Source organism: Tolumonas auensis DSM 9187 (genome assembly GCF_000023065.1).
GTDB lineage: Bacteria > Pseudomonadota > Gammaproteobacteria > Enterobacterales > Aeromonadaceae > Tolumonas > Tolumonas auensis.
Window position 1 is genome coordinate 1,904,670 of the sequence record NC_012691.1, and the last position, 21,220, is coordinate 1,925,889.

Below are 21,220 nucleotides of genomic sequence, written 5' to 3' on the forward strand. Positions count from 1 at the left end.
CCGTGAGCCAAAAACAAAAATTTCTCTTCATTGACCGCGACGGTACTTTGATTGAAGAACCTGTGATTGATAAGCAGGTTGATAGTCTGGATAAACTGCGTTTTGAACCAATGGTCATCCCGGCACTGCGTGATTTACAAGCTGCTGGTTATATTCTGGTGATGGTGACCAATCAGGATGGTCTCGGCACCGAGAGTCTGCCACTGGAAAACTTCCAGCCACCGCAAGATCTGATGATGCACATCTTTGAATCGCAGGGCGTGACCTGGGAAGAAGTGCTGATTTGCCCGCACTTCCCGCATGATGACTGTACCTGCCGCAAACCTAAGCTGGGTATAGTGAAAGATTACATGCACTCTGGTCGCATTGATCACGCAAACTCGTATGTGATCGGCGATCGCATCACTGATATGCAGTTGGCAGAAAACATGGGTATCCACGGAATTCGTTATAATCCGGAGACCTGCAACTGGAATCAAATTCGTGACATGCTGCTGAACAAAGGCCGCAAAGCGCACGTGATCAGAAATACCAAAGAAACACAGATCGGCGTTGACGTGGATCTGGATAAATCTGGTGGAAATCAAATATCTACCGGTATTGGCTTCTTTGATCACATGCTGGATCAGATCGCAACGCATGCTGGCTTCAGCCTGCAGTTGAATGTTCAGGGCGACCTGCATATCGATGATCACCACACGGTAGAAGACACCGCTATTGCACTGGGTGAAGCACTGAAAAAAGCACTCGGCAATAAGCGCGGCGTTGGTCGTTTTGGCTTCCTGCTGCCGATGGATGAATGTCTGGCTCAGGTTGCCATTGACCTTTCTGGCCGTCCTTTCCTGGTATTTGAAGCCAACTTTGGCCGCGAACAGGTTGGTGAATTCAATACCGAAATGGTTGAACATTTCTTCCGTTCTCTGACTGATTCAATGGCTATCACGCTGAATCTGTCCGTGACCGAAGGTAATACGCATCATCAGGTAGAAGCACTGTTTAAAGGTTTTGGCCGCGCATTGCGTCAAGCCATTAAGGTAGAAGGCACCGAGTTGCCATCATCCAAAGGTGTTCTGTAAGGGGTTCAGCATGAAACTGACTATTATTGACACCGGTTGTGCCAACCTGTCCTCGGTAAAGATGGCGATTCAGCGTTTAGGCGTTGAGCCGATTGTCAGCTGCGATGCGGCTGACATTAAATCAGCAGATAAGCTGATCCTGCCAGGGGTGGGCACCGCCAAAGCCGCCATGCGTAATCTGCAGGAGCGTAAGCTGGTTGATTTGATCCGCGAAGCGAAACAGCCATTGCTGGGTTTCTGTCTCGGTATGCAAATGCTGGCTCAGGCATCTGAAGAAAGCATGGATGACGAATCGGATATCCAGTGTCTGGGCATCATTCCCGGCAAAGTGAAACTGATGCAAGTCGGTAATCTGCGCCTGCCGCACATGGGCTGGAACCAGATTGAACACGATGGTACACATCCTCTGTTCAAAGATATTCCTTCCGGCAGCTATTTCTACTTTGTGCATTCTTATGCGCTGGAAGTCACCGAAGCCACTTTGGCTCGCTGTGATTACGGCCAGCCATTCAGTGCAGTCGTCGGTAAAGACAACTTTTTCGGTGCGCAATTCCACCCGGAACGTTCCGGTAAACTGGGTGCGCAACTGATTCGTAACTTCCTGGAGATGTAATGATTATTCCGGCTATTGATTTAATCGACGGTAAAGTAGTTCGCCTCTATCAGGGAGACTACGGTCAAAAAACTGAATATTCAGCTGACCCTCAGGGTCGCTTTGATGATTATGTGGCACAAGGTGCTACTCAGCTGCATCTGGTTGATCTGGATGGCGCGAAAGACAGCACCAAACGCCAGCTGACTGTGATCCGTAAATTGCTGGCCAACACCAAAGCACCGGTGCAAATCGGTGGTGGTGTTCGCACTGAGCAAGATGTCAAAGACCTGCTGGATGCGGGCGCTAACCGTGTGGTGATTGGCTCTACCGCAGTGAAAGATCCGGTTACTGTTGCAGGCTGGGTTGAGAAATACGGTGCTGACAAAATTGTGCTGGCGCTGGATGTGAACATCGATGCCGAAGGTAATCGCAAGATTGCTGTTGCCGGCTGGCAGGAAGACAGTGGCGTCACCATCGAAGCATTGCTGGCGCATTATCTGCCTGTTGGCCTGAAGCATGTACTGTGCACCGATATTTCCCGTGACGGCACGCTGCAAGGCAGTAACGTAGCGCTGTATCGTGATTTGGCAGCACAATTCCCGCAGATCAACTGGCAGGCTTCCGGTGGTATCGGCGGTATTGCTGACATCGAAGCGCTGAAAGGTTCTGGTGTGGGTGGCGTGATCCTCGGTCGTTCATTGCTAGAAGGCAAATTCACCGTAAAGGAGGCTATCGCATGCTGGCAAGACGCATAATTCCTTGTCTTGATGTCAAAGACGGCGTAGTCGTTAAAGGCATTCAGTTCCGTAATCACGAAGTGATGGGTGATATCGTTCCGCTGGCAAAACGCTATGCCGATGAAGGCGCTGACGAGCTGGTATTCTATGATATCACCGCCTCTTCCGACGCCCGTGTCGTTGATAAAAGCTGGGTCAGCCGTGTCGCCGAAGTGATTGATATTCCGTTCTGCGTGGCAGGCGGAATTAAATCTGTCGAAGATGCGAAGCGCATTCTGGAGTTCGGTGCTGATAAAGTATCCATCAACTCCCCTGCACTGGAAAACCCTGCGCTGATCACTGAACTGGCGGATCGCTTTGGTGTGCAGTGCATCGTAGTCGGTATCGACTCCTATTTTGATGCGGCAACCGGTCAGTATCAGGTAAAACAATACACTGGCGATGAAAATCGTACCCGCATTACCAAATGGACTACACCGGATTGGGTTGTGGAAGTGCAGAAACGCGGTGCCGGTGAAATCGTACTGAATATGATGAACCAGGATGGTGTGCGTCAGGGTTATGACTTGACTCAACTCAAGTTAATCCGTGACCTCTGTAAAGTTCCATTGATCGCCTCAGGTGGTGCCGGAGAAATGGTACACTTCCGTGATGCGTTCCAGATTGCTGATGTCGATGGTGCTCTGGCTGCTTCCGTATTTCATAAGGGAATTATTCCGATCCCTGAATTAAAAGCTTATCTGCGTAACGAAGGAGTGCAGATCCGTGACTGATTTAATTACTGTTGACCCAAGCCGTCTGGATTGGGAAAAAACTGACGGCATGATCCCGGCGATTGTGCAGCATGTGCACACCGGCCAGGTGCTGATGCAGGGTTATATGACCCGTGAAGCACTGGATAAAACTATTGCAACCGGTCATGTGACCTTCTTCAGCCGCAGCAAAGGCCGTTTATGGACCAAAGGTGAAACCTCTGGTCACGTTCTGCAACTGCGTGCAATTACCACCGACTGCGATAACGACAGCCTGCTGGTTGCTGCTGATCCAATCGGCCCAACCTGCCATCGTGGCTGCCCGTCCTGCTTTGATGAGCACCCTGCTCTGCCGTTGGGCTTTTTAGCTGAACTGGAACAGATCCTGGCTGGTCGTAAAAATGCAGATCCGGAATCCAGTTATACCGCTCGTCTGTATGCCAAAGGCACTAAGCGTATTGCTCAGAAAGTGGGCGAAGAAGGTGTGGAAGTTGCACTGGCTGCCATGGCAAAAGATCGTGAAGAGTTGATCAATGAATCCGCTGATCTGCTGTATCACCTGACCGTTCTGCTGCAAAACGAAGGCCTGCAACTGGCTGACGTAGTACAGTGCCTGCAGGAACGTCATAAGTAATCTGAATCTGAAACAGAACAGAAATCTACCGGATTTTCTGTTCTGTTTTTTTCTGCCCGCCGCAATTCCCAGTCGCGTTTATACTTAACTATATACAGATGCATCTAACCTTTATGTCGTTATTGTATGAACAGAATACTGTTAATCGAAGATGGCCAGATGATCACCCATGCACTCAGTTCAAGCATTAGCAAAGAACTGGCTATTGAAATAGATAGTGTGGATTCATTGGCAGAAGCAAAGGCCCGTCTGGCTGTAAATCATGATTATTTTGCAGTACTGACCGGTCAGTCTGACCCCGATGCGCCGGACAACGAAGCATTGGATGAAATAATGCAATTGCATATTCCCGTCGTAGTAATAACCGCCAGTTTCAGCGAAAAAACACGGAATGAATTACTCGAGCGAGGCCTTACTAATTATATTGTCTATGATTCAAAGCATTCATTCAGCGATCTCATCCATATTCTGCAGCGCCTCTATCTGAATCAGTTCGTTTCTGTACTGGTTGTTGAGGATGTTTTTACTGACATGCAGTTTATTACCAAACAACTCAGAAAATGGCTTTTGAATGTGCATGAAGCAAAAAATGGCATTGAGGCACTGAATATTCTGGAACGACATCCTGAAATCAAAATGGTGCTGGCCAATTATCATATGCCGGAAATGAATGGTATGGAGCTGGTAAAAGCCTTACGGGAAAAACACGATAAAGAGAATTTAGCCATCATCGGTATTTCGGCGCTCGATGAAAAATTACTGTCTGCCAGTTTTATCAAATACGGAGCTAATGACGTTCTGACCAAACCATTTTCACCGGAAGAACTTCTGTGCCGGATAAACCATAATCTGGAAATGCTGGAACTGCAGACAGACTTGCGTGATGTGATCTATCGTGATCATTTGACTCAACTATTTAATCGCCGTTATTTGTTTGAAAAGGTTGAAAAACAGTTCCGGTCGGCCAAATCAGCCGGACAATCCATTACCATGGGCGTTATGGATATTGACCATTTCAAGCGTATCAATGATTCATATGGCCATCATTCAGGCGATGCAGTTCTGCAGGCGGTATCAGCGCTGTTTTCCCAGCGTTTTCCGGATTGCATTACCTTCCGTTTAGGCGGTGAAGAATTCGGTTTGATTTTATTTGATACCCCGTTTGAAATTGCGCTGTCGCGGATTGAACAATTCCGGCATGACCTGAAAGGCACGGCGATAGATTTGGGACATCCGGTTTATATTACCGCCAGTTTTGGTGTTACAGACGAACTAACCGAGCAGCTGGAAGAAATGCTTCAGGCGGCTGATCGGTTGCTCTATCTGGCAAAACAACAAGGTCGGGATCAGATTTGTACTAACTGTGAATAAATGCCGTTATCCGGCTTTCCCCTGATTTGCGACAGCATGTGCTTTCGCTGCGATTTCATCCGGATCACCCAGGTAATAATGCGTAACTGGTTTCATATTGTCATCAAACTCACAAATGATAATTATTATCAATAAGGAATGTGGGAGCAATCTTATTTACGCCATTTATCTGAGAGGTTTCACCTATCAATCCCCTTCAGACCGCTTCCCCCTCTGAAATAGATTCGGAGAACCGCTTGAATAAAGGACACCTCATTGAACATAACATTTGCGATAATGAACTTAATGCAAACGCAACCTTTCTTCTGTAACTATGCTGCGTCAGAGATCCTGTATTGCCATTCTCAAAATAGAAGCGCACAATTAGTTGCATAGGCAATTAATGCCTAATCAATTACTGTGAGGTCAATTAATGTCTAAGCAAGAATCAGGAAAGATGGAGCCTTTGGCGGAAAGCCTTGGTTTTCTGTTAGGACACACTAACCTGCTGAAAGATCGCTTATTAGATAAACATCTGGAACCGGAAGACATTACCGCGGGTCAGGCTAAAGCCTTGTTTAATATCTATCGTTTTAATAAAAATCGTCCCAGCGATATTGGTAAATCACTGGGCGTAGATAACAGCGCCATAACCAGAATGCTGGATAGGCTGGAAAAGAAAGAACTGATTAAACGTTATCCGGCACCGGAAGATCGCCGGGCACAGTTAATTGAATTAACGGATAAGGGTAATGAAACGATTGAGCGCGCGATGCCTCTGGCGAAAGATGCAATTGCAGAACTAACTCATGCGTTGACCGAGGAAGAGAAATCTCAGCTCAAACATTGCCTGAGAAAAATCCTGGCCTCCTCGGGTTGTGCCTTCGCTAAAGAACACTATTCAGTACCAGATCCATCTTCTGAATCGCAGGAATAAAAAATGCGCAGATATTTCCTTTTATCTTCATTAACACTGGTGGTTTTATTATCCGGTTGCGCTTCTCCGGATGATATCCGCCCGCAAAATACTTTATTTGGCAATAATGTACTGACTCACAGCAAAAGTCTGACTACGGATGCGCTGTCATCAGCAAACTGGCCGCAACAGGCCTGGTGGCTGGATTTTGGTGATCAGGATCTGAATGCGTTGATTGCTGAATCATTGAAAAACAGCCCGGATATGCAACTGGCTTCAGCCAGACTGAATCAGGCAAATGCGCAGGTTGCGACAGCGGACAGTCAGTTTGATCCAACTTTAAGCGCTGATGCAAATATGAGTCGGGCCCGTTTTTCCCGTATGGAAGATCCGCTGGGAGAAGGTAATCGTTACTCCACCAGCCGCTCACTCGGTTTAACGTTTAATTACAATTTCGACTTGTGGGGTGGTAAGCGCGCCGCATGGGAAGCCAGTGTCAATAACCAGAAAGCCGCGGAAATTGATCAACAGGCAGCCCGGATCGCGCTGTCTACTGGCATTACCCAGACCTATATTCAATTAGCTAATGCTTACGCGTTAGAAGATCTGGCACAAAAGGATTTCGACCGGAATCAGCACATTGTTGAAATCACTGATCGTTTATTTAAAAACGGACTGACATCTGAAGATCGTTTGTATGCCGCACAAAGTGGCGCAGCAAGTGCAAAACAGGCTCTGAAACAGCGATCTTTAGTTGTGGCTCAGCTTAAGAACGCACTGGCTGCGCTTGTCGGAACCGGACCGGACAGAGCGTTGAGTATTGCTCGTCCAGACGTATCGGTGCAGGCTGATTTCCATCTTCCGGCAGATTTACCGGCCTCGTTAATCAGTCATCGCCCCGATATTACTGCTGCCCGCTGGCGTGTAGAAGCCACCAGCAAACAGATTGATGCCGCTAAAACCCGCTTTTATCCGGATTTCAACCTGACCGCGATGGCCGGATTCAAATCAGTATTAGGTGATGCTGTGTTTGCCGATGTCAGCCGTTCATGGAATGTAACGCCTGCTATTTCTCTGCCGATTTTCACATCGGATTTGAAAGCAAATCTGCTGTCAAAAACAGCGGATTACGATGCGGCTGTCGCGCAATACAACCAGACGCTGATCACCGCATTAAACGAAGTCAGCGATAACGTGCTGGCATTAAAATCATTCGAACAGCAACTGATTGATGCCAAAGAAAGTATGGAACTGGCAGAGAAAAGTTATCAAATCACGGAAAAAAGATATCAGGCAGGAATGGGCAGTCAGCTGGAAGTGCTGATGGCTGAACAGCAATTACTGCAGGCTGAATCAGCGTTTACTGCGCTGAAAAACCAGCAGCAGGAATCGCAGATCCAATTGATTAAATCTTTAGGTGGCGGCTTTTTAGCTTCTCAGCCACCAGCAGCCGTTAAAGATGCTCAGAACAGTTAGTCTTTTTAGAGGTTTTTTATGAGTCAGACTAAATCAGAAAAAAATGTGTCATTACATGCCGGGCAACGTAAAAAGAGCCTGATGATTTTTGCCGCGCTGTTGCTGACTGCAGGCACAGGTTCCGCATTCTGGTATGTCAACTACGGCGTAGGTTCAGAGTTTACTGATGATGCGTATGTGAATGGCAATCTGGTACAGATTACGCCGGAAATCGTTGGTACGGTCACCAGTATTACCGCCGATGACGGTGATTATGTGGTTAAAGGTCAGGAGCTGGTGCGCTTTGATAACAGCGACGCAGATATTGCCTTTGATACTGCGGAAGCCAATTTAGCGCAGGCCGTTCGTCAGGTGCGTTCTATGTTTAATAACACCGAACAGGCTAAAGCGGTTGTCGCTGAGCAGAAAATTGCGCTGCGTAAAGCCGAAACTGATCTTTCCCGCCGTAAGAACATGGTGAAAGCCGGCGGTTTATCGCAGGAAGAACTGAGTCATGCACAAGATACGGTGAATTCTGCGGAAAAAGCGCTGGCGGTTGCTGAACAGCAAATGAAAGCGCAGGAAGCATTAATTGTGAATACGAATGTCAGTACGCATCCACTGGTAAAAAATGCAATCGCGCAACTGCGTCAGGCTTATCTGGCAAAACAACGGACTGCGTTGATCGCGCCAGTCTCCGGTTATATTGCCCGTCGGAATGTTCAGGTCGGTCAACGAGTTAATCCCGGTTCGGCTTTGATGGCGGTGATCCCTTTAGATCAGGTCTGGGTTGATGCCAATTTCAAAGAAACGCAGTTGACAGGTATGCGTATCGGTCAGCCCGCCACAATCACGGCTGATCTGTACGGCGATAAAGTGGAGTATCACGGCACAGTAGAAAGTCTGGGAATTGGCACTGGTAGCGCGTTCTCTTTATTGCCTGCGCAAAACGCGACCGGTAACTGGATCAAAGTGGTTCAGCGTCTGCCGGTTCGTATCCAGCTGGATGCCGAAGAACTGAAAGCACATCCGTTACGTGTGGGTCTGTCGATGTTGGTGGATGTTGATACCGGTAATTCGAAGGGTGAATTACTGTCGCAGACTTCGCCTGCCAAGCCTCGCTATCAGACTGACGTCTATACCCGTCAACTGGATGGCGCTGACGGTATTATCGGTCAGATCATTGCCGCCAATGATACGCAGTCATCTACTCTGTATGTTAAGAAATAGCAGGTCGTTGGTATGAGTCAACAGCAAGGATTCCAGCCGGCGAATCTCGCGCTCTGTACGTTTGCGATTGCATTGGGTGTGTTCATGCAGGTGTTGGACAGCACTATCGCGAACGTTTCATTGCCAACGATTGCCGGCAATATGGGCGTCAGCCTGAATCAGGGTACCTGGGTTATTACGTCGTTTACGGTAAGTAATGCAATTGGTTTGCCTGTCACCGCCTGGCTGAGTCGCCGGATTGGTGAAGTGCACTTGTATGTCGGTGCCCTGATTTTCTTTCTGATCACCTCATTCTTATGCGGCATTGCGCAGTCCATGAATGAACTGGTGGTATTCCGCGCGTTACAAGGGTTAGCCGCGGCGCCGCTGTTCCCGATGAGTCAGGTATTGCTGATGTCTATCTTCCCGGCAGCAAAACGCAGTATGGCGCTGGCGTTGTTAGGGATGGTTGCTGTCGTCGGCCCGATTGTCGGACCTATTCTGGGCGGCTGGTTGACCTACGACTATAGCTGGCCGTGGATCTTCTTCATTAACATCCCGATTGGTATTTTTGCAGTGATGGTGGTGCTGTCTCAGTTGAAGGATCGGCCGCATAAACCGGTAAAGGCACCATTGGATTACGTGGGCTTTACCGCACTGGTATTGGGTGTCGGCGTGCTGCAGATTGTGCTGGATAAAGGGAACGATCTGGACTGGTTCAGTGATCCGTGGATTATTGGTGGTTCTGTCTTTGCGGTAATCATGCTGGTGTTTCTGGTGATCTGGGAGCTCACGGACGATCATCCGATTATAAACCTGCGCTTGTTCGCTAATCGTAACTTCCGTTTAGGTACAATTCTGTTAACGCTCGGCTTTTCAGGTTTCTTCAGTATTAACCTGATCCTGCCGCAGTGGTTGCAAAGTCAGATGGGCTATACCTCTGTATGGGCCGGACTGGCGGCGGCTCCGATGGGCATGATTCCACTGTTTCTGACGCCGATCCTGGGCCGGTTCGGACCGAAACTGGATATGCGGAAGTTGGCTGCGCTGTCATTCATGGTGATCAGTCTGAGCTGCTTCTTACGTTCAAATTTCACCACGGACGTCGATTTCCAGACCATTGCGCTTATTCAGCTGTTTATGGGAATTGGTATTTCGCTGTTCTTTATGCCAATGACCACCATTCTGCTGTCTGATTTATCCGGTCCGGCCATCGCGGATGCCGCTTCGCTGTCCACGTTTATCCGCACGCTCGGTGCCAGTTTTGCGTCTTCCGTTACTACCTGGTTCTGGACGCACGACGCCAGCCTGCACCATTCGGTGTTAACAGAGCACATTAACCCGTATAACCCACTGGCGGCGGAATTCAGTGGTGAGAACGCAACCAGTGCGCTGATGAGCATTAATAATACGATCAATCATCAGTCGTATATGCTCTCAACACTGGATCTGTTCGATATCCTGATGTGGATGTTTGTGGTGCTGATCCCGTTTGTGTTCCTGACTACCCGCCCCCGAGCAACCCATGCCAGTGGTGGCGCCGCTCATTAATTCAGCCCAGGTGGCTGTGCCGTTCTGTACGTTCCGGTAACGTCAGACTGGCCAGCCCCTGCACTATCTTGCACTCATCCACACCTTGCTGTTGACGGCATTGCTGACGCAGTGTTCTGAGTTGCCCCACCAGCATTGTCAATTCGGATATCCGATCTTCAATATGATGGATATGCTCATCCAGAATTTCATTTACCGAGTGACAACTCTCGGCATGGGAATCCACCAGCGAGATAAGCTGACGGATCTCATCATGCGACATATCAAAAGCCCGGCAATTCCGGATAAACCGCAGGCGCTCTAAATGTGCCGGCTCATAATCACGGTAATTGCTCTCCGTGCGCAGCGCTTCCGGTAACAGGCCGGTTTTCTCATAAAACCGAATTGTTTCGACCGGACAATTGGTCAGTCTGGCTAATTCACCGATTTTCATCTTTTTCTCCGCAGAAAACTTGACCCTGTAGTTACTATAGGGTGTTAAATGATAAAAGCTATCATTTATCTGTCAAATTGTGTGATCGGAGAAGTCGTATATGGGACAACCGGAATCCGGAAAAATCAGCAAGATCACTTCGCTGACGCCAGGAAAAAACGGTGCCATTCGCCGGGGAACACCAGCCGCTGTGTCTGAGACAAAACCTGCGCTTAAAATCAGTGGTATCGCCTGCGGATGCGGCTCTTGCGATACGGAAACCCCGAAACAGGAATTACCGCCTTCTGAACCCAAGCTCACCACTGCTATCAATTGTGGCTGTGATTCCTGCGATGATGAACAAAAGGAGCAAAAGGCAGACACACAGCCCTCTGTGAGTGTTGGCGCCATTAGCTGTAGTTGTGACTCATGTGATGATTCTCATGAGAGTGTGACTTCAGAAGAAAAACAGTCTCTGCTCACATCCAATCAGAAGCTGGTATTAGCCGGTATTTTTGCTATCGCAGCAGAAGCTATCGACTGGTTCAGTGTTTCTGAGTGGCTGGCCGCGTTCTTTGCTCTGATTGCCGTGGCATTAAGTGGTGTGACGACCTACAAAAAAGGCTGGCAGGCATTACGCCGTTTTGATCCGAACATGCATGCCTTAATGAGTATTGCCGTGACGGGCGCCTTTCTGATTGGCCAGTGGCCGGAAGCCGCGATGGTCATGGTGCTGTTTAATATTGCAGAGTTTCTGGAAAGCAAATCGCTGGAACGGGCTCGCAATGCGATTCAGGAACTGATGACACTGACGCCGGAACAGGCATTGGTACAACAATCTGATAACACATGGAAAGAGCTGTATATAAATACAGTAGGCGTCAATCAGGTCATAAGAATCAAGCCCGGCGTGCGGATCCCGCTGGATGGTACGGTTATTCGTGGCAGTTCGAGTGTGGATCAGGCCCCTATCACCGGTGAAAGTCTGCCTGCTGAAAAAAATGAAGGTGATTTGGTGTATGCCGGTACGATTAATCAGCAAGGATCGTTCGATTACCGGGTCACCGCGACAACGCAAAATACCCTGCTCGCCCGGATTATTCATTCTGTGGAAGAAGCACAGGGAAAACGGGCCCCCATTCAACGTCTGGTCGATCGTTTTGCCCGTATTTATACGCCGATCATTCTGATTATTGCGGTATTGGTGGCATTGGTTCCGCCATTATTCTTTGCTGCACCCTGGTTTGAATGGCTTTATAAGGCGCTGGTGTTACTGGTTATTGGTTGCCCGTGTGCACTGGTACTCTCTACACCGGTCGCGATAGTTACCGCCCTGTCGGTTGCCGCGCGTCATGGCATTCTGATTAAAGGCGGCCATTACCTCGAACTGGGCAGGAAGCTGCAAGTGCTGGCGCTGGATAAAACCGGCACTATTACCACCGGGAAACCAGAACTGACGGATATGATCCCGCTGGCAGATACCAACATCGCTGAATGTCAGCAAATCGCGGTGGCGCTGGCGTTACATTCCGAACATCCGGTGTCACGGACGATTGTCCGCGCCTACCCGGAAACCGCCGATCTATCAGTTCAGGATATTACTTCCTTAACTGGTGCAGGTATCCAAGGCGTAATCGCCGGAGAAACATTCCGTTTGATCAGCCCTAAGGCTTTTGCTGCGAATAACGCCCTGACGGCTCAGGTAGCACAACCGATCAGCCAGTACGAAGCACAAGGCAAGACAGTTGTATTGTTGGTGAAAGCTGACACCCCGTTAGCACTGTTTGCTGTCGCTGATACGATAAAAGCCAGCAGCCAGCAGGCCATTACCGAATTACATCATCTGCATATTCATACCGTCATGCTGACCGGCGATAACGCACATACCGCGAACCGGATTGCGACTCAGGCAGGCATTGATCAGGTTTACAGTAATCAGTTACCGGAAGACAAGCTGAATCAGATAGACACCATGAGTAAGCATCAGATCGTCGGCATGGTGGGTGATGGCATCAATGATGCGCCCGCGTTAGCTCGTGCCAGTATCGGTTTTGCGATGGGTGGCATGGGCAGTGATACGGCGATCGAGACAGCCGATATTGCGCTGATGGATGATGACTTGCGCAAAGTGCCGCTGTTTGTACGGCTGTCACAGGCCACCTGGCGCAATATACTGCAAAACATCACTGTGGCACTCGGCATCAAAGCCGGCTTCCTGCTGGCAACGCTGCTGGGGTTCGGTACGTTATGGATGGCGGTCTTTGCCGATATGGGAACAAGCCTGCTGGTGGTCGCGAATGCCATGCGGTTGTTACGGTTTAAGTAGTTACAGATTAATGTTTATTTTGACCGATGCTTATCGTTTGGGCTGAGCGTTTCGTTTATTCTGAATTATGGGCATCCGGTCTCATCTGATCTTTCTGAGTCGGATCAACTTCTTATACTTAGTGAATGAGAAAACGATGACTCATCCCAAAATCGCCATAATCGGCTGCGGTGCAATAGGTACTACCCTCGCTTATTCCCTACTGCTCAGACATCCGCACCTTGATATCGCGCTGGTTAACCGTAATCCGCAGAAATCGTGGGCTAAAGCCTTCGATATGTCGCACTGCTCGCCGGAACTGCCAGACCGCACTATCCGGTCTGAAACACCGGAGGAATGCACGGGGGCTGATGTTATTGTTATGACTGCGGGCGCACTGCCTCGTGAAAATGGTACGCGTGCCGATGTGCTGAAAGACAATGTCGCTATTTTCCAGACGCTGCTACCGACACTAGCCCGCAACAACCCGCATGCTGTTTTAATCAATATCACCAATCCGGTCGATGCGATGGCCTATGCTGCCGGGAAAATTACTGGTTACCCTTCTGAACGGGTGATCGGCACAGGTACAGAACTGGACAGTATGCGGTTACGCCATTTTACCGCTCAGGTGCTGGATCTGAATGCAACTGAGTTAAAGATTCAGGTTATCGGTGAACATGGCGATTCGATGGTGCCGTTATGGAGTCTGGCGACTTATCGGGGTCAATCACTCCGTGAGATCTGTCCGGCACTGGATGAAGAGCTGAAAGCAACGCTGCTGCATCAAACCAAACGCGCCGGATGGGATATTCGCCTTGCCGGTGAACACAGTTGCTATGGTATTGCCTTTAGTGCCACCCGTATTGTGGAAACAATATTAGGTCATTCATTCGCACCAATAAAAATCTCTGCTGAAATTCAGGATGAATATGGCTTGTCCGGCACGTTTCTGAGTTTACCCACTCAACTCAATTTACGCGGTATTGAATCCCGAATAATGCCGTCGCTGTCATCGTCTGAAAGAAGCCAGCTCGAACAGTCGGCGAAGATAGTAAAAAAACAACTGGATGATGTTGATAAGCTGTTGTAATAAAACAGTTTCAGTCAACTTTCCAGGCAATATAACCCTTTTTGTATACAGACCTGCCGAGGCGAAGATATATGGATATTCAATACACAGTTAACAAACCCATTTCTGCTGAGCAGTTTATCGGTTTATTAAAGGAAACCACGCTGGGTGGTCGCCGCCCTATCGATAACCTTGAACGCATTCAGGGTATGCTTGATCACGCCGATCTGATCGCCACCGCCTGGGCTGGCGAAAAACTGGTTGGCATCGCCCGTTCAGTGACCGATTTTAACTTCTGCTGTTATCTCTCCGATCTGGCGGTCTCAGAAACCGTTCAGGCCAGTGGTATTGGCAAAGAGCTGATCCGCAAAACATTTCTTGAATTAAAAGAAGGTTGCACGCTTTACCTTGTCGCCGCACCACAGGCGGTGAACTATTACCCGAAAATCGGTATGACCCGCCATGACAGCGCATGGACATTAAATGATGTGGCGGCGTTGAAGTAAGCAGACGTCACTGCTTGGACTGACTGTTTTTTATGAAAGATGGGATGAGAAATATCAGGAAAAGCGGAACATTGCTGAAGTGAAGGCCAGTCAGCGGGAAACTGACTGGTGGTAGTAAATATTCTTGCGTTATTGAGATCTCTATATTTCAAGCACGTTCATCAATATATATTAACGAAGAATATTCAACCTAAGTACGCATTCATCTTCATCTTCATTGTTTACCTTCTTGCTTAAGCCACAAGAAGACACCACATAATCATTAAATAAAACAGAGTTATTATTGCTTTTTAATTCTTTTATTTTTCTTTCATAATCCGCACCGGTCAATGCCTTAGATAAAACGGATTGAATAACAAAGTTTACATTTTCACGAGCAGCATCGTTGGCAAGTGCTTCCAACTCAATGTTTCTTGCTTTGGTCTGATTATAAAGGCATAGCTGTTTCTCTATCGAGGCTTCATTACCTAAATCTTCTTTATTGTAAATTTCATCACTACAAACTAAATCTCTTAATTTAATCCATTTTTTTTGGACGGCTTTCAATACAGAAAAGTCATCAGATTTAAGATGCAACTTTAGTTCAGCATAGTTTTTATTAAGCTGTCCATCTTCATTGTGTTGATTTTCTATAGCTTTCGCCATAATACATTGTGTAGCAACACACTCGCCAGCATTGGCGTTGTATATAAAAACAGATAATATATATAATATTTTTTTCATTCTATTTTCCATAATGAGGGCATGATAAACCATTTTCAAATAAAACTGCTTCTTTCTCTCTTCGTTCGATTAAGCCACCCAGTCCTCGACCTGCCCATAGTCTTTTCATACCTCTAAATTGTGAAGGAATATCGGAAGTATTTTTGGTTTGCAAATCAAACTGTATAGTTCTCATTTCTTCCCTTTCTCGTCTGGTTGAGCTCCTTGCATCAGTTAGTTTATTTCCTCTATTAAAAACAAGGGATAACAATGCACCCTGACAGTGAGGATGCAGATTAATAGAGTTCGGATATATATCAACCACGTATTGAGCATATCTTTTATTTGTTCTAGTTGCTAACGTATAAGCATCATCTTTTGATATTGATATACTATTAACATTATTCAACGCAGTACAAGCTGCATTACCAGTATAATATCTTCCTGATACATCGATAAACTTACCTATATCATCTTGGCTATAGATATTTTTCAAGTCATTCCTTATATTTGTTTCTGTTTGCTGACTTAAATCATAACCATACCCAATTGTTATGCCGCTGGTATCTGATGGTACATATGGAAATTTTTGATATGATTCATATGCCAATATTAAGTCAACACTTTCTTTTGACACCGCAACCATACCGCCTGTGGTTTCTATCTCATATATTTCAGATGGGCAATATTTGCATTTCCCATCTAATGTTTTAATTGTTTCTAAAGGATGAAAATGCCACAGCTTCTGCGTTAATCCCTCGATCTGACTAACAAACTCGCATTTCAGGAAGCGGTCAATTTCAAACTGAATGGCATTTTTATATTCTTCTTCCGTATTTTGAGCTTTGATCTCTTCAAACAGTTTTTTTATGTTGTTCTGTGTAGTGCTGTGCCATTCACTAGGATGGCCTGCGATCATCTTATAAAGATCGTTTCGCAGCTCTTTATCTTGTTGCAATGCATCTTTAATTTCCTGACCGGTCAAAGTGCCGTCGCCCTGACCATTCCGGCTGTTGATTCCGTCAACTCGTTTGAAGATATCTTTAAACAGTGCGGATGGTATTTTGTCCGGGTCGATATAGCCATCGGCATCATTATTGGTCTCTTCCAGTGTGCTAAAACCGAGTTCCTTCCAGTCATATTGCGTGACCAGCTTTACACCGCCTTCAATTTTAACGTGAGCAAAATCAACCGGGCCTGTTGCGGCTTCTCCTGTTCGTATGCCTTTTATATTGTAGAAAACGGTGCCCGCAGTATCTTTCACCTGTGTGCAGGCGCTTTCTTCAAACACATAATCACGGGCGGCATTCAGAAGCGCGTCCGGATTCACAAAACTGCCATCACCGTCACTGCTATAGAGTTTGCTGCCTTTCGGCACTTTCAGATATTTTTTGCCGGTGGTGAGTCTGGCCTCATTGTTCAGAAATTTATCTAATGCTGCTTTGTCATCGGTTGTGAATAGCTCTACATGCATTTGATATTTTATTTTTGTGGTGCCTGCTCCGATGGGATCTGCAGGGCTTTCCCAGATGCCCATAAACCCGATGGGAGCACCCGCTTTGATGGGAAAATTGCATTTAACAATGCGGTCAAACTCGGTGGGCTCGACTTTTTCCCAGTTGACCTGACTTTCATCGACAATCATCCAGCCTTCGTTCAATCGGGTGTTATGCGCAAAGGTTGCTGCATTGTCGATTTTGCACAGAGCAATTTTTAGTGTCTTACCATTGATCGTGGCTGATTTAACCTGAGCGCTATCGAATGAAACGGTTTGCTGTTCATTAAGTAATGCATCGTGGGGAGTCGTTCTGTCCTTACAGGCTTGTTCAGTACTATAAACCCTCATACGCTCTTTTGATTTGCCGATAACTGTCGATTTCCAGTAGCCGGGTAATGCAGGTTTTTCTGTGGTAGCAAACGTCCCAGCAGGAAAACAGCCGGAGTAAAGATAAACCGTAGTACCGACAGCAACAGTGTCATCAGAGCTGGCCGCTTTGCTTTCTACCGTTCCTTTGTAATAGTCATGTTGTTGACCATTCGCTACGGCTTTATAGGGTTGTTGCTGTGTGTCGACCTTTAACATACTGCCACTTTTTAAGACACCGATGGCATGGTTGATATTAGTCGCGTCGCGAGCCTTGGTATTCTTTGTAATGGCAATGGTTTTTTCTGTGTTCGCACAGTCTGCAACATAAGTGTTGTAATCCGCCAGGTGCATATAAAGGCTGTAGAAAGTGAGCGGATTCGCCGGGCTTTCATACTCATGTTTGATCAGACAAAATCCATTGCTGAATTTCAGATCAGTCGCAGGCGGTGTGCTTTTGGCCTGCCACTTTTGGGTTGGGTAATAGTGATTCAGCTGATAGGCGATGACGGTGCCATCCATCATGCAACGCACGGGATGGGTCTTCTTGTGATGGGAAAATTTTTCATCGGTGATGTGGATACCACCGTGCCAGCAGTTGTTGGCTCCCAGGAGGTAATATCCACCGGATTGTTGACCTAAATCGGTCAGCAGTTTTTCCAGATCGTTGAATTCCTTTCCGTCTTCGGTAACAAAAGGATATTTAACGGCAAGCGGAAGGTTCGCTGCCGGGATGTTTGTTGCTGCCATTTATCTGTGCTCTTTTAATTTATATTTATGACCATTTACTATCGGGATAGTAAAGAACACAAAATTATAAACTTAAGAGCTACATATGAATACGATTCACAACCCGTCAATAATGACAGCACCTGACATCTAATTAATCAGGATTACTTAGTTCTATTTTGTTTTTCCCGCCAGGGTTTCTTTCAGAAACGCGACTGTGGTCGCCCAGCCATCGGTGGCGGCTTTGAGGTTGGCGCCATTCATGCCATTTTGCTGGCGTAAAAAGGCGTGTCCGGCACCGTCATAGATTTTTACATCATAACGTTTAGCCAGCCGTTTCATTTCTTCCTGAGTGGGTGGCACAGTAGTGGTTACGCGGGCATCGTCACCACCATATAAGCCAAGAACAGGTGCTTTAATGGTGCTCAGTGTTTCCGTTTTCGGGGATACGCCGTAATAAACAACTGACGCGCCCAGCTCCGGCTGCTGAATGGCCCAGTTAAATGCTACGCCGCCGCCCCAGCAAAAACCGACTACGCCGTATTTTTTACCCCCAGCAGACTGACTGGTTGCCCACGCAGCCGCGGCATCCAGTCGACGTTTCAGTTCCGCCGGATCAAGGTTGCGGATCGCCGTGCGCACATCATCACCTTTGAATGATGCAGTACCCGCCCCACCTTCCCCTTTACCACTCAGAAAGTCAGGTGCAACCACCAGAAAACCTTCTGCCGCCAGTTGATCGGCGGTGGCCCGGGCCCAGTCGGTCAAACCAAAAATTTCGTGGATCAGAATAACAACCGGCGCTTTATCGCTGCGTTCCGGATAAACCACCCAGGCATCAACTTTATCGCCTTGTCCGGCATCATATTTTACCCATTCGCCATGACGAGGTGAGGCCTTCAAAGCAGTCATCGCGTCAACTTCCATCGGCGGGAGTTTCAACGGTTGGGCGTTAACCGATAGCACGCTGAAAAATGTCAGAATAAGTGCGGATATAAATTGGCGCATAAGAAGCCTCACTGAATCAGGAATGAGAATCAGATTTATTATAGGTTATATCGGAGAAAGCGCCGGGCTCACCCACCGTAACGAACCATCGGTCAGCCGTTCTTTTTTCCAGAACGGGGCGCTGGTTTTCAGTTCATCGATCAGGAATTCGCAAGCAGCAAATGCGGCCTTACGGTGCACACTGGCGACCAGAATCAGCACAATCTGATCGTTGATGGTCAGATCCCCTACCCGATGGATCAGCGTGCAGCTTTGGATTGGCCAACGTGCGTGAGCTTCTGCCACCAGCTTTTCCAGGCTTAACTGTGTCATCGCTGGATAATGTTCGAGGTGTAATCCGGTCACATCGCTGTTCTGGTTAAAGTTACGCACTTTGCCGATAAAACTGACTATCGCACCGGTTTCCGGATTGTCGCTGAGACGGGCATATTCCGCCGCTACATCGAAGTCTTCCTGCTGGACTAGGATTTTGTCGGTCATATCAGCCTCCTGTTACCGGTGGGAAAAAGGCGATTTCGTCATCGGCAGATAACGGTGTATCCCACGGCACCAAACATTGATTCACCGCCACCAGCAATGGGGATTCTTGTAATGCTAACTGCCATTTATCGCCACGGGTTGCCAGTGCTTCCCGGAGCTGTTGTGCAGTGAGATAAGGCTCATCTATGGTTAACTCATCGACTCCTACCAGCTCGCGAGTTTGGGCAAAAAACAGTACTTTCATGTGTTCCTCCGGCTTCCGTGCATTTGGGTGATCGGGCTGCTAAACCTGAAAATCGCCGGATTTCCCGCCGGTTTTGGTCAGCAAACGTACCGATTCAATCACCATGTCTTTTTGCAGTGCTTTACACATGTCATAGATGGTCAGTGCGGCTACTGATGCCGCCGTCAGCGCTTCCATTTCCACACCGGTTCTGCCATTCAGTTTGCATAAGGTTTCGATACGTACCTGATTACGTTCGGTATCAGCCGTTAATTCTACTTCCACCTTGCTCAGTGCCAGCGGATGACACAGCGGGATCAGATCAGATGTCTTTTTCGCCGCCATGATCCCGGCGATACGGGCAGTAGCGAATACATCCCCTTTGTGGTGATCGCCAGCCATGACGACACGCAACGTTTCGGCGGACATGGACACGATCGCTTCAGCGCGTGCGGTGCGGGTGGTAATGTCTTTGTCACTGACATCCACCATGTGCGCTTCGCCACTGTTGTTGATATGCGTTAACTGATTTGACTGCATGATGTTTCCTTAGCGGCGCAGATGTGGCACGAAATTACAGGGTTTATGACGGGAATCGAGCTGAGACTGGATAATATGATCCCACGCGGTGCGGCAGGCATTGGTCGACCCCGGCATGCAGAAAATCAGCGTCTTGTTAGCCATTCCTGCCAGTGCACGGCTTTGAATGGTAGAGGTGCCAATCTCATTAAAGGAAACCTGACGGAACAGTTCGCCAAATCCTTCGATGGTTTTATCAAACAGTGGAGCTACTGCTTCGGGCGTCGTATCGCGGCCAGTAAAGCCTGTACCACCGGTGACTAACACCACCTGCACGTTTGTATCCGCGATCCAGCGTGAAAGAATGGCGCGGATGTCGTATTTGTCGTCAATGACGATCTGCTTCTCGACCAGATGATGACCCGCTGATTGCAGATTATCGACCAGTGAACGACCGGATGTATCTGTCTCTTCGTTACGGGTATCAGACACGGTTAACACAGCGATATTGAGTGGCACAAATTCAGTGGCGGCATGAGTCATAATGATATTCCTTCATAAGTTCCGTTTAACAGAAGCTGGCACTGTTGCCACTCTTCCGGGGTATTCGTATTGTTAAAACAGTGGCGGTATTTCGGCGACACCGGTAATTCAGTGATATGCGCCTGACGGTAGAACTGCGTAATGCTGCGCTGGTTCGCCGGGGTTTCTGATGCGAGCAGTCCGGCAAGCACTTCGCGGTTTGCATCGTTGTTCAGTAGCAGCAACGGGAACTGCGCATCGGCATAGCTGACGCCGTTGCCTTCAAAACGAAAGTGCATCAATAACTGGATAAGCTCACTGGTCATATACGGCATATCGACCGGCAGGATCAGTAATTTTTCGGTCTGGCAGGCATCCAGTCCTGCAGCGATTCCCGCTAACGGGCCTAATTGCGCGGTATCGGTAACACAGCGATAGCCGTAATAATCGCCGCTGATCAGCACCTGGCGGCAGCCTGACTGTTCCAATAAACGCATGGTTCTGTGTAGCAACGTTTCACCGTTAATTTCGAGCAATGCTTTGTTGGTACCCATCCGGCTGGAACGGCCGCCGGCGAGCACTAATCCGGTTGTTTTGTGCATG

Annotated in this window: 22 protein-coding genes; 13 read left to right on the plus strand and 9 right to left on the minus strand. The window is 47.9% G+C overall.

From position 1 onward, the window contains the following. Window positions 1–2: 2 nt before the first annotated feature. The 10 genes from hisB (at window position 3) to TOLA_RS08880 (ending at window position 10,275) form a co-directional block, all read left to right on the plus strand. Window positions 3–1,076, plus strand: a complete 1,074-nt coding sequence (hisB, locus tag TOLA_RS08835) for a bifunctional histidinol-phosphatase/imidazoleglycerol-phosphate dehydratase HisB (RefSeq protein WP_015878819.1) — start codon at window positions 3–5, stop codon at window positions 1,074–1,076. Between the two features lie 10 nt (window positions 1,077–1,086). Then, window positions 1,087–1,689: an imidazole glycerol phosphate synthase subunit HisH gene (gene hisH, locus TOLA_RS08840; protein ID WP_015878820.1), complete on the plus strand. Its 603-nt coding sequence runs from the start codon at window positions 1,087–1,089 to the stop codon at window positions 1,687–1,689. Then, window positions 1,689–2,426, plus strand: a complete 738-nt coding sequence (gene hisA, locus TOLA_RS08845) for a 1-(5-phosphoribosyl)-5-[(5-phosphoribosylamino)methylideneamino]imidazole-4-carboxamide isomerase (RefSeq protein ID WP_015878821.1) — start codon at window positions 1,689–1,691, stop codon at window positions 2,424–2,426. The genes hisH and hisA overlap by 1 nt, the downstream gene beginning before the upstream one ends. Beyond that, complete coding sequence (gene hisF, locus TOLA_RS08850) at window positions 2,408–3,181, plus strand: imidazole glycerol phosphate synthase subunit HisF (protein ID WP_015878822.1); 774 nt, start codon at window positions 2,408–2,410, stop codon at window positions 3,179–3,181. Before hisA ends, hisF begins: the two co-directional genes overlap by 19 nt. Further along, a complete protein-coding gene (gene hisIE, locus TOLA_RS08855) occupies window positions 3,174–3,794 on the plus strand; it encodes a bifunctional phosphoribosyl-AMP cyclohydrolase/phosphoribosyl-ATP diphosphatase HisIE (protein ID WP_015878823.1) in 621 nt (206 codons plus the stop codon). Before hisF ends, hisIE begins: the two co-directional genes overlap by 8 nt. Window positions 3,795–3,920: 126 nt before the next feature. Then, complete coding sequence (locus TOLA_RS08860; protein WP_015878824.1) at window positions 3,921–5,165, plus strand: diguanylate cyclase; 1,245 nt, start codon at window positions 3,921–3,923, stop codon at window positions 5,163–5,165. Between the two features lie 412 nt (window positions 5,166–5,577). Next, entirely contained in the window at window positions 5,578–6,081 is a 504-nt protein-coding gene (locus tag TOLA_RS08865; protein ID WP_015878825.1) for a MarR family winged helix-turn-helix transcriptional regulator, read from the plus strand. 3 nt (window positions 6,082–6,084) lie between these two features. Next, entirely contained in the window at window positions 6,085–7,536 is a 1,452-nt protein-coding gene (locus TOLA_RS08870; RefSeq protein WP_015878826.1) for an efflux transporter outer membrane subunit, read from the plus strand. An 18-nt stretch (window positions 7,537–7,554) separates the two neighbouring features. Further along, window positions 7,555–8,745, plus strand: coding sequence for an HlyD/EmrA/EmrK family protein (locus TOLA_RS08875; RefSeq protein WP_015878827.1), 1,191 nt, complete (start codon window positions 7,555–7,557; stop codon window positions 8,743–8,745). Window positions 8,746–8,757: 12 nt separating this feature from the next. Then, a complete protein-coding gene (locus tag TOLA_RS08880; protein WP_015878828.1) occupies window positions 8,758–10,275 on the plus strand; it encodes a DHA2 family efflux MFS transporter permease subunit in 1,518 nt (505 codons plus the stop codon). Between the two features lies 1 nt (window position 10,276). Here TOLA_RS08880 and cadR read toward each other — a convergent pair whose 3' ends face one another. Beyond that, complete coding sequence (gene cadR / locus TOLA_RS08885; RefSeq protein ID WP_015878829.1) at window positions 10,277–10,708, minus strand: Cd(II)/Pb(II)-responsive transcriptional regulator; 432 nt, start codon at window positions 10,706–10,708, stop codon at window positions 10,277–10,279. Window positions 10,709–10,808: 100 nt separating this feature from the next. Between cadR and TOLA_RS08890 the strand changes: the two genes are divergently transcribed. The 3 genes from TOLA_RS08890 to TOLA_RS08900 all read left to right on the plus strand — a co-directional run bounded on the left by TOLA_RS08890 (window position 10,809) and on the right by TOLA_RS08900 (window position 14,570). Then, the gene (locus TOLA_RS08890; RefSeq protein WP_015878830.1) at window positions 10,809–13,013 is read left to right on the plus strand and encodes a heavy metal translocating P-type ATPase; all 2,205 of its coding nucleotides are present in this window, start codon (window positions 10,809–10,811) and stop codon (window positions 13,011–13,013) included. A gap of 136 nt (window positions 13,014–13,149) precedes the next feature. After that, window positions 13,150–14,085, plus strand: a complete 936-nt coding sequence (locus TOLA_RS08895) for a malate dehydrogenase (protein WP_015878831.1) — start codon at window positions 13,150–13,152, stop codon at window positions 14,083–14,085. A 71-nt stretch (window positions 14,086–14,156) separates the two neighbouring features. Then, window positions 14,157–14,570, plus strand: a complete 414-nt coding sequence (locus TOLA_RS08900) for a GNAT family N-acetyltransferase (RefSeq protein ID WP_015878832.1) — start codon at window positions 14,157–14,159, stop codon at window positions 14,568–14,570. A 171-nt stretch (window positions 14,571–14,741) separates the two neighbouring features. Here TOLA_RS08900 and TOLA_RS08905 read toward each other — a convergent pair whose 3' ends face one another. The 8 genes from TOLA_RS08905 to mobA all read right to left on the minus strand — a co-directional run bounded on the left by TOLA_RS08905 (window position 14,742) and on the right by mobA (window position 21,219). Then, the gene (locus TOLA_RS08905; protein ID WP_015878833.1) at window positions 14,742–15,293 is read right to left on the minus strand and encodes a lysozyme inhibitor LprI family protein; all 552 of its coding nucleotides are present in this window, start codon (window positions 15,291–15,293) and stop codon (window positions 14,742–14,744) included. A gap of 1 nt (window position 15,294) precedes the next feature. Further along, window positions 15,295–17,886 (minus strand): lysozyme family protein, encoded by a 2,592-nt coding sequence (locus tag TOLA_RS08910; RefSeq protein ID WP_015878834.1) that lies wholly within the window; start codon window positions 17,884–17,886, stop codon window positions 15,295–15,297. Window positions 17,887–18,039: 153 nt separating this feature from the next. After that, the gene (locus TOLA_RS08915; RefSeq protein WP_171804908.1) at window positions 18,040–18,777 is read right to left on the minus strand and encodes a dienelactone hydrolase family protein; all 738 of its coding nucleotides are present in this window, start codon (window positions 18,775–18,777) and stop codon (window positions 18,040–18,042) included. Between the two features lie 141 nt (window positions 18,778–18,918). After that, window positions 18,919–19,353, minus strand: a complete 435-nt coding sequence (locus TOLA_RS08920; protein WP_015878836.1) for a molybdenum cofactor biosynthesis protein MoaE — start codon at window positions 19,351–19,353, stop codon at window positions 18,919–18,921. A 1-nt stretch (window position 19,354) separates the two neighbouring features. Continuing rightward, window positions 19,355–19,597, minus strand: coding sequence for a molybdopterin synthase sulfur carrier subunit (moaD, locus tag TOLA_RS08925; RefSeq protein ID WP_015878837.1), 243 nt, complete (start codon window positions 19,595–19,597; stop codon window positions 19,355–19,357). Window positions 19,598–19,636: 39 nt separating this feature from the next. Further along, complete coding sequence (moaC, locus tag TOLA_RS08930; RefSeq protein ID WP_015878838.1) at window positions 19,637–20,116, minus strand: cyclic pyranopterin monophosphate synthase MoaC; 480 nt, start codon at window positions 20,114–20,116, stop codon at window positions 19,637–19,639. Window positions 20,117–20,125: 9 nt separating this feature from the next. Then, window positions 20,126–20,638, minus strand: a complete 513-nt coding sequence (gene moaB / locus TOLA_RS08935) for a molybdenum cofactor biosynthesis protein B (RefSeq protein WP_015878839.1) — start codon at window positions 20,636–20,638, stop codon at window positions 20,126–20,128. After that, complete coding sequence (gene mobA, locus TOLA_RS08940; protein WP_015878840.1) at window positions 20,635–21,219, minus strand: molybdenum cofactor guanylyltransferase; 585 nt, start codon at window positions 21,217–21,219, stop codon at window positions 20,635–20,637. Before mobA ends, moaB begins: the two co-directional genes overlap by 4 nt. Window position 21,220: the final 1 nt, after the last annotated feature.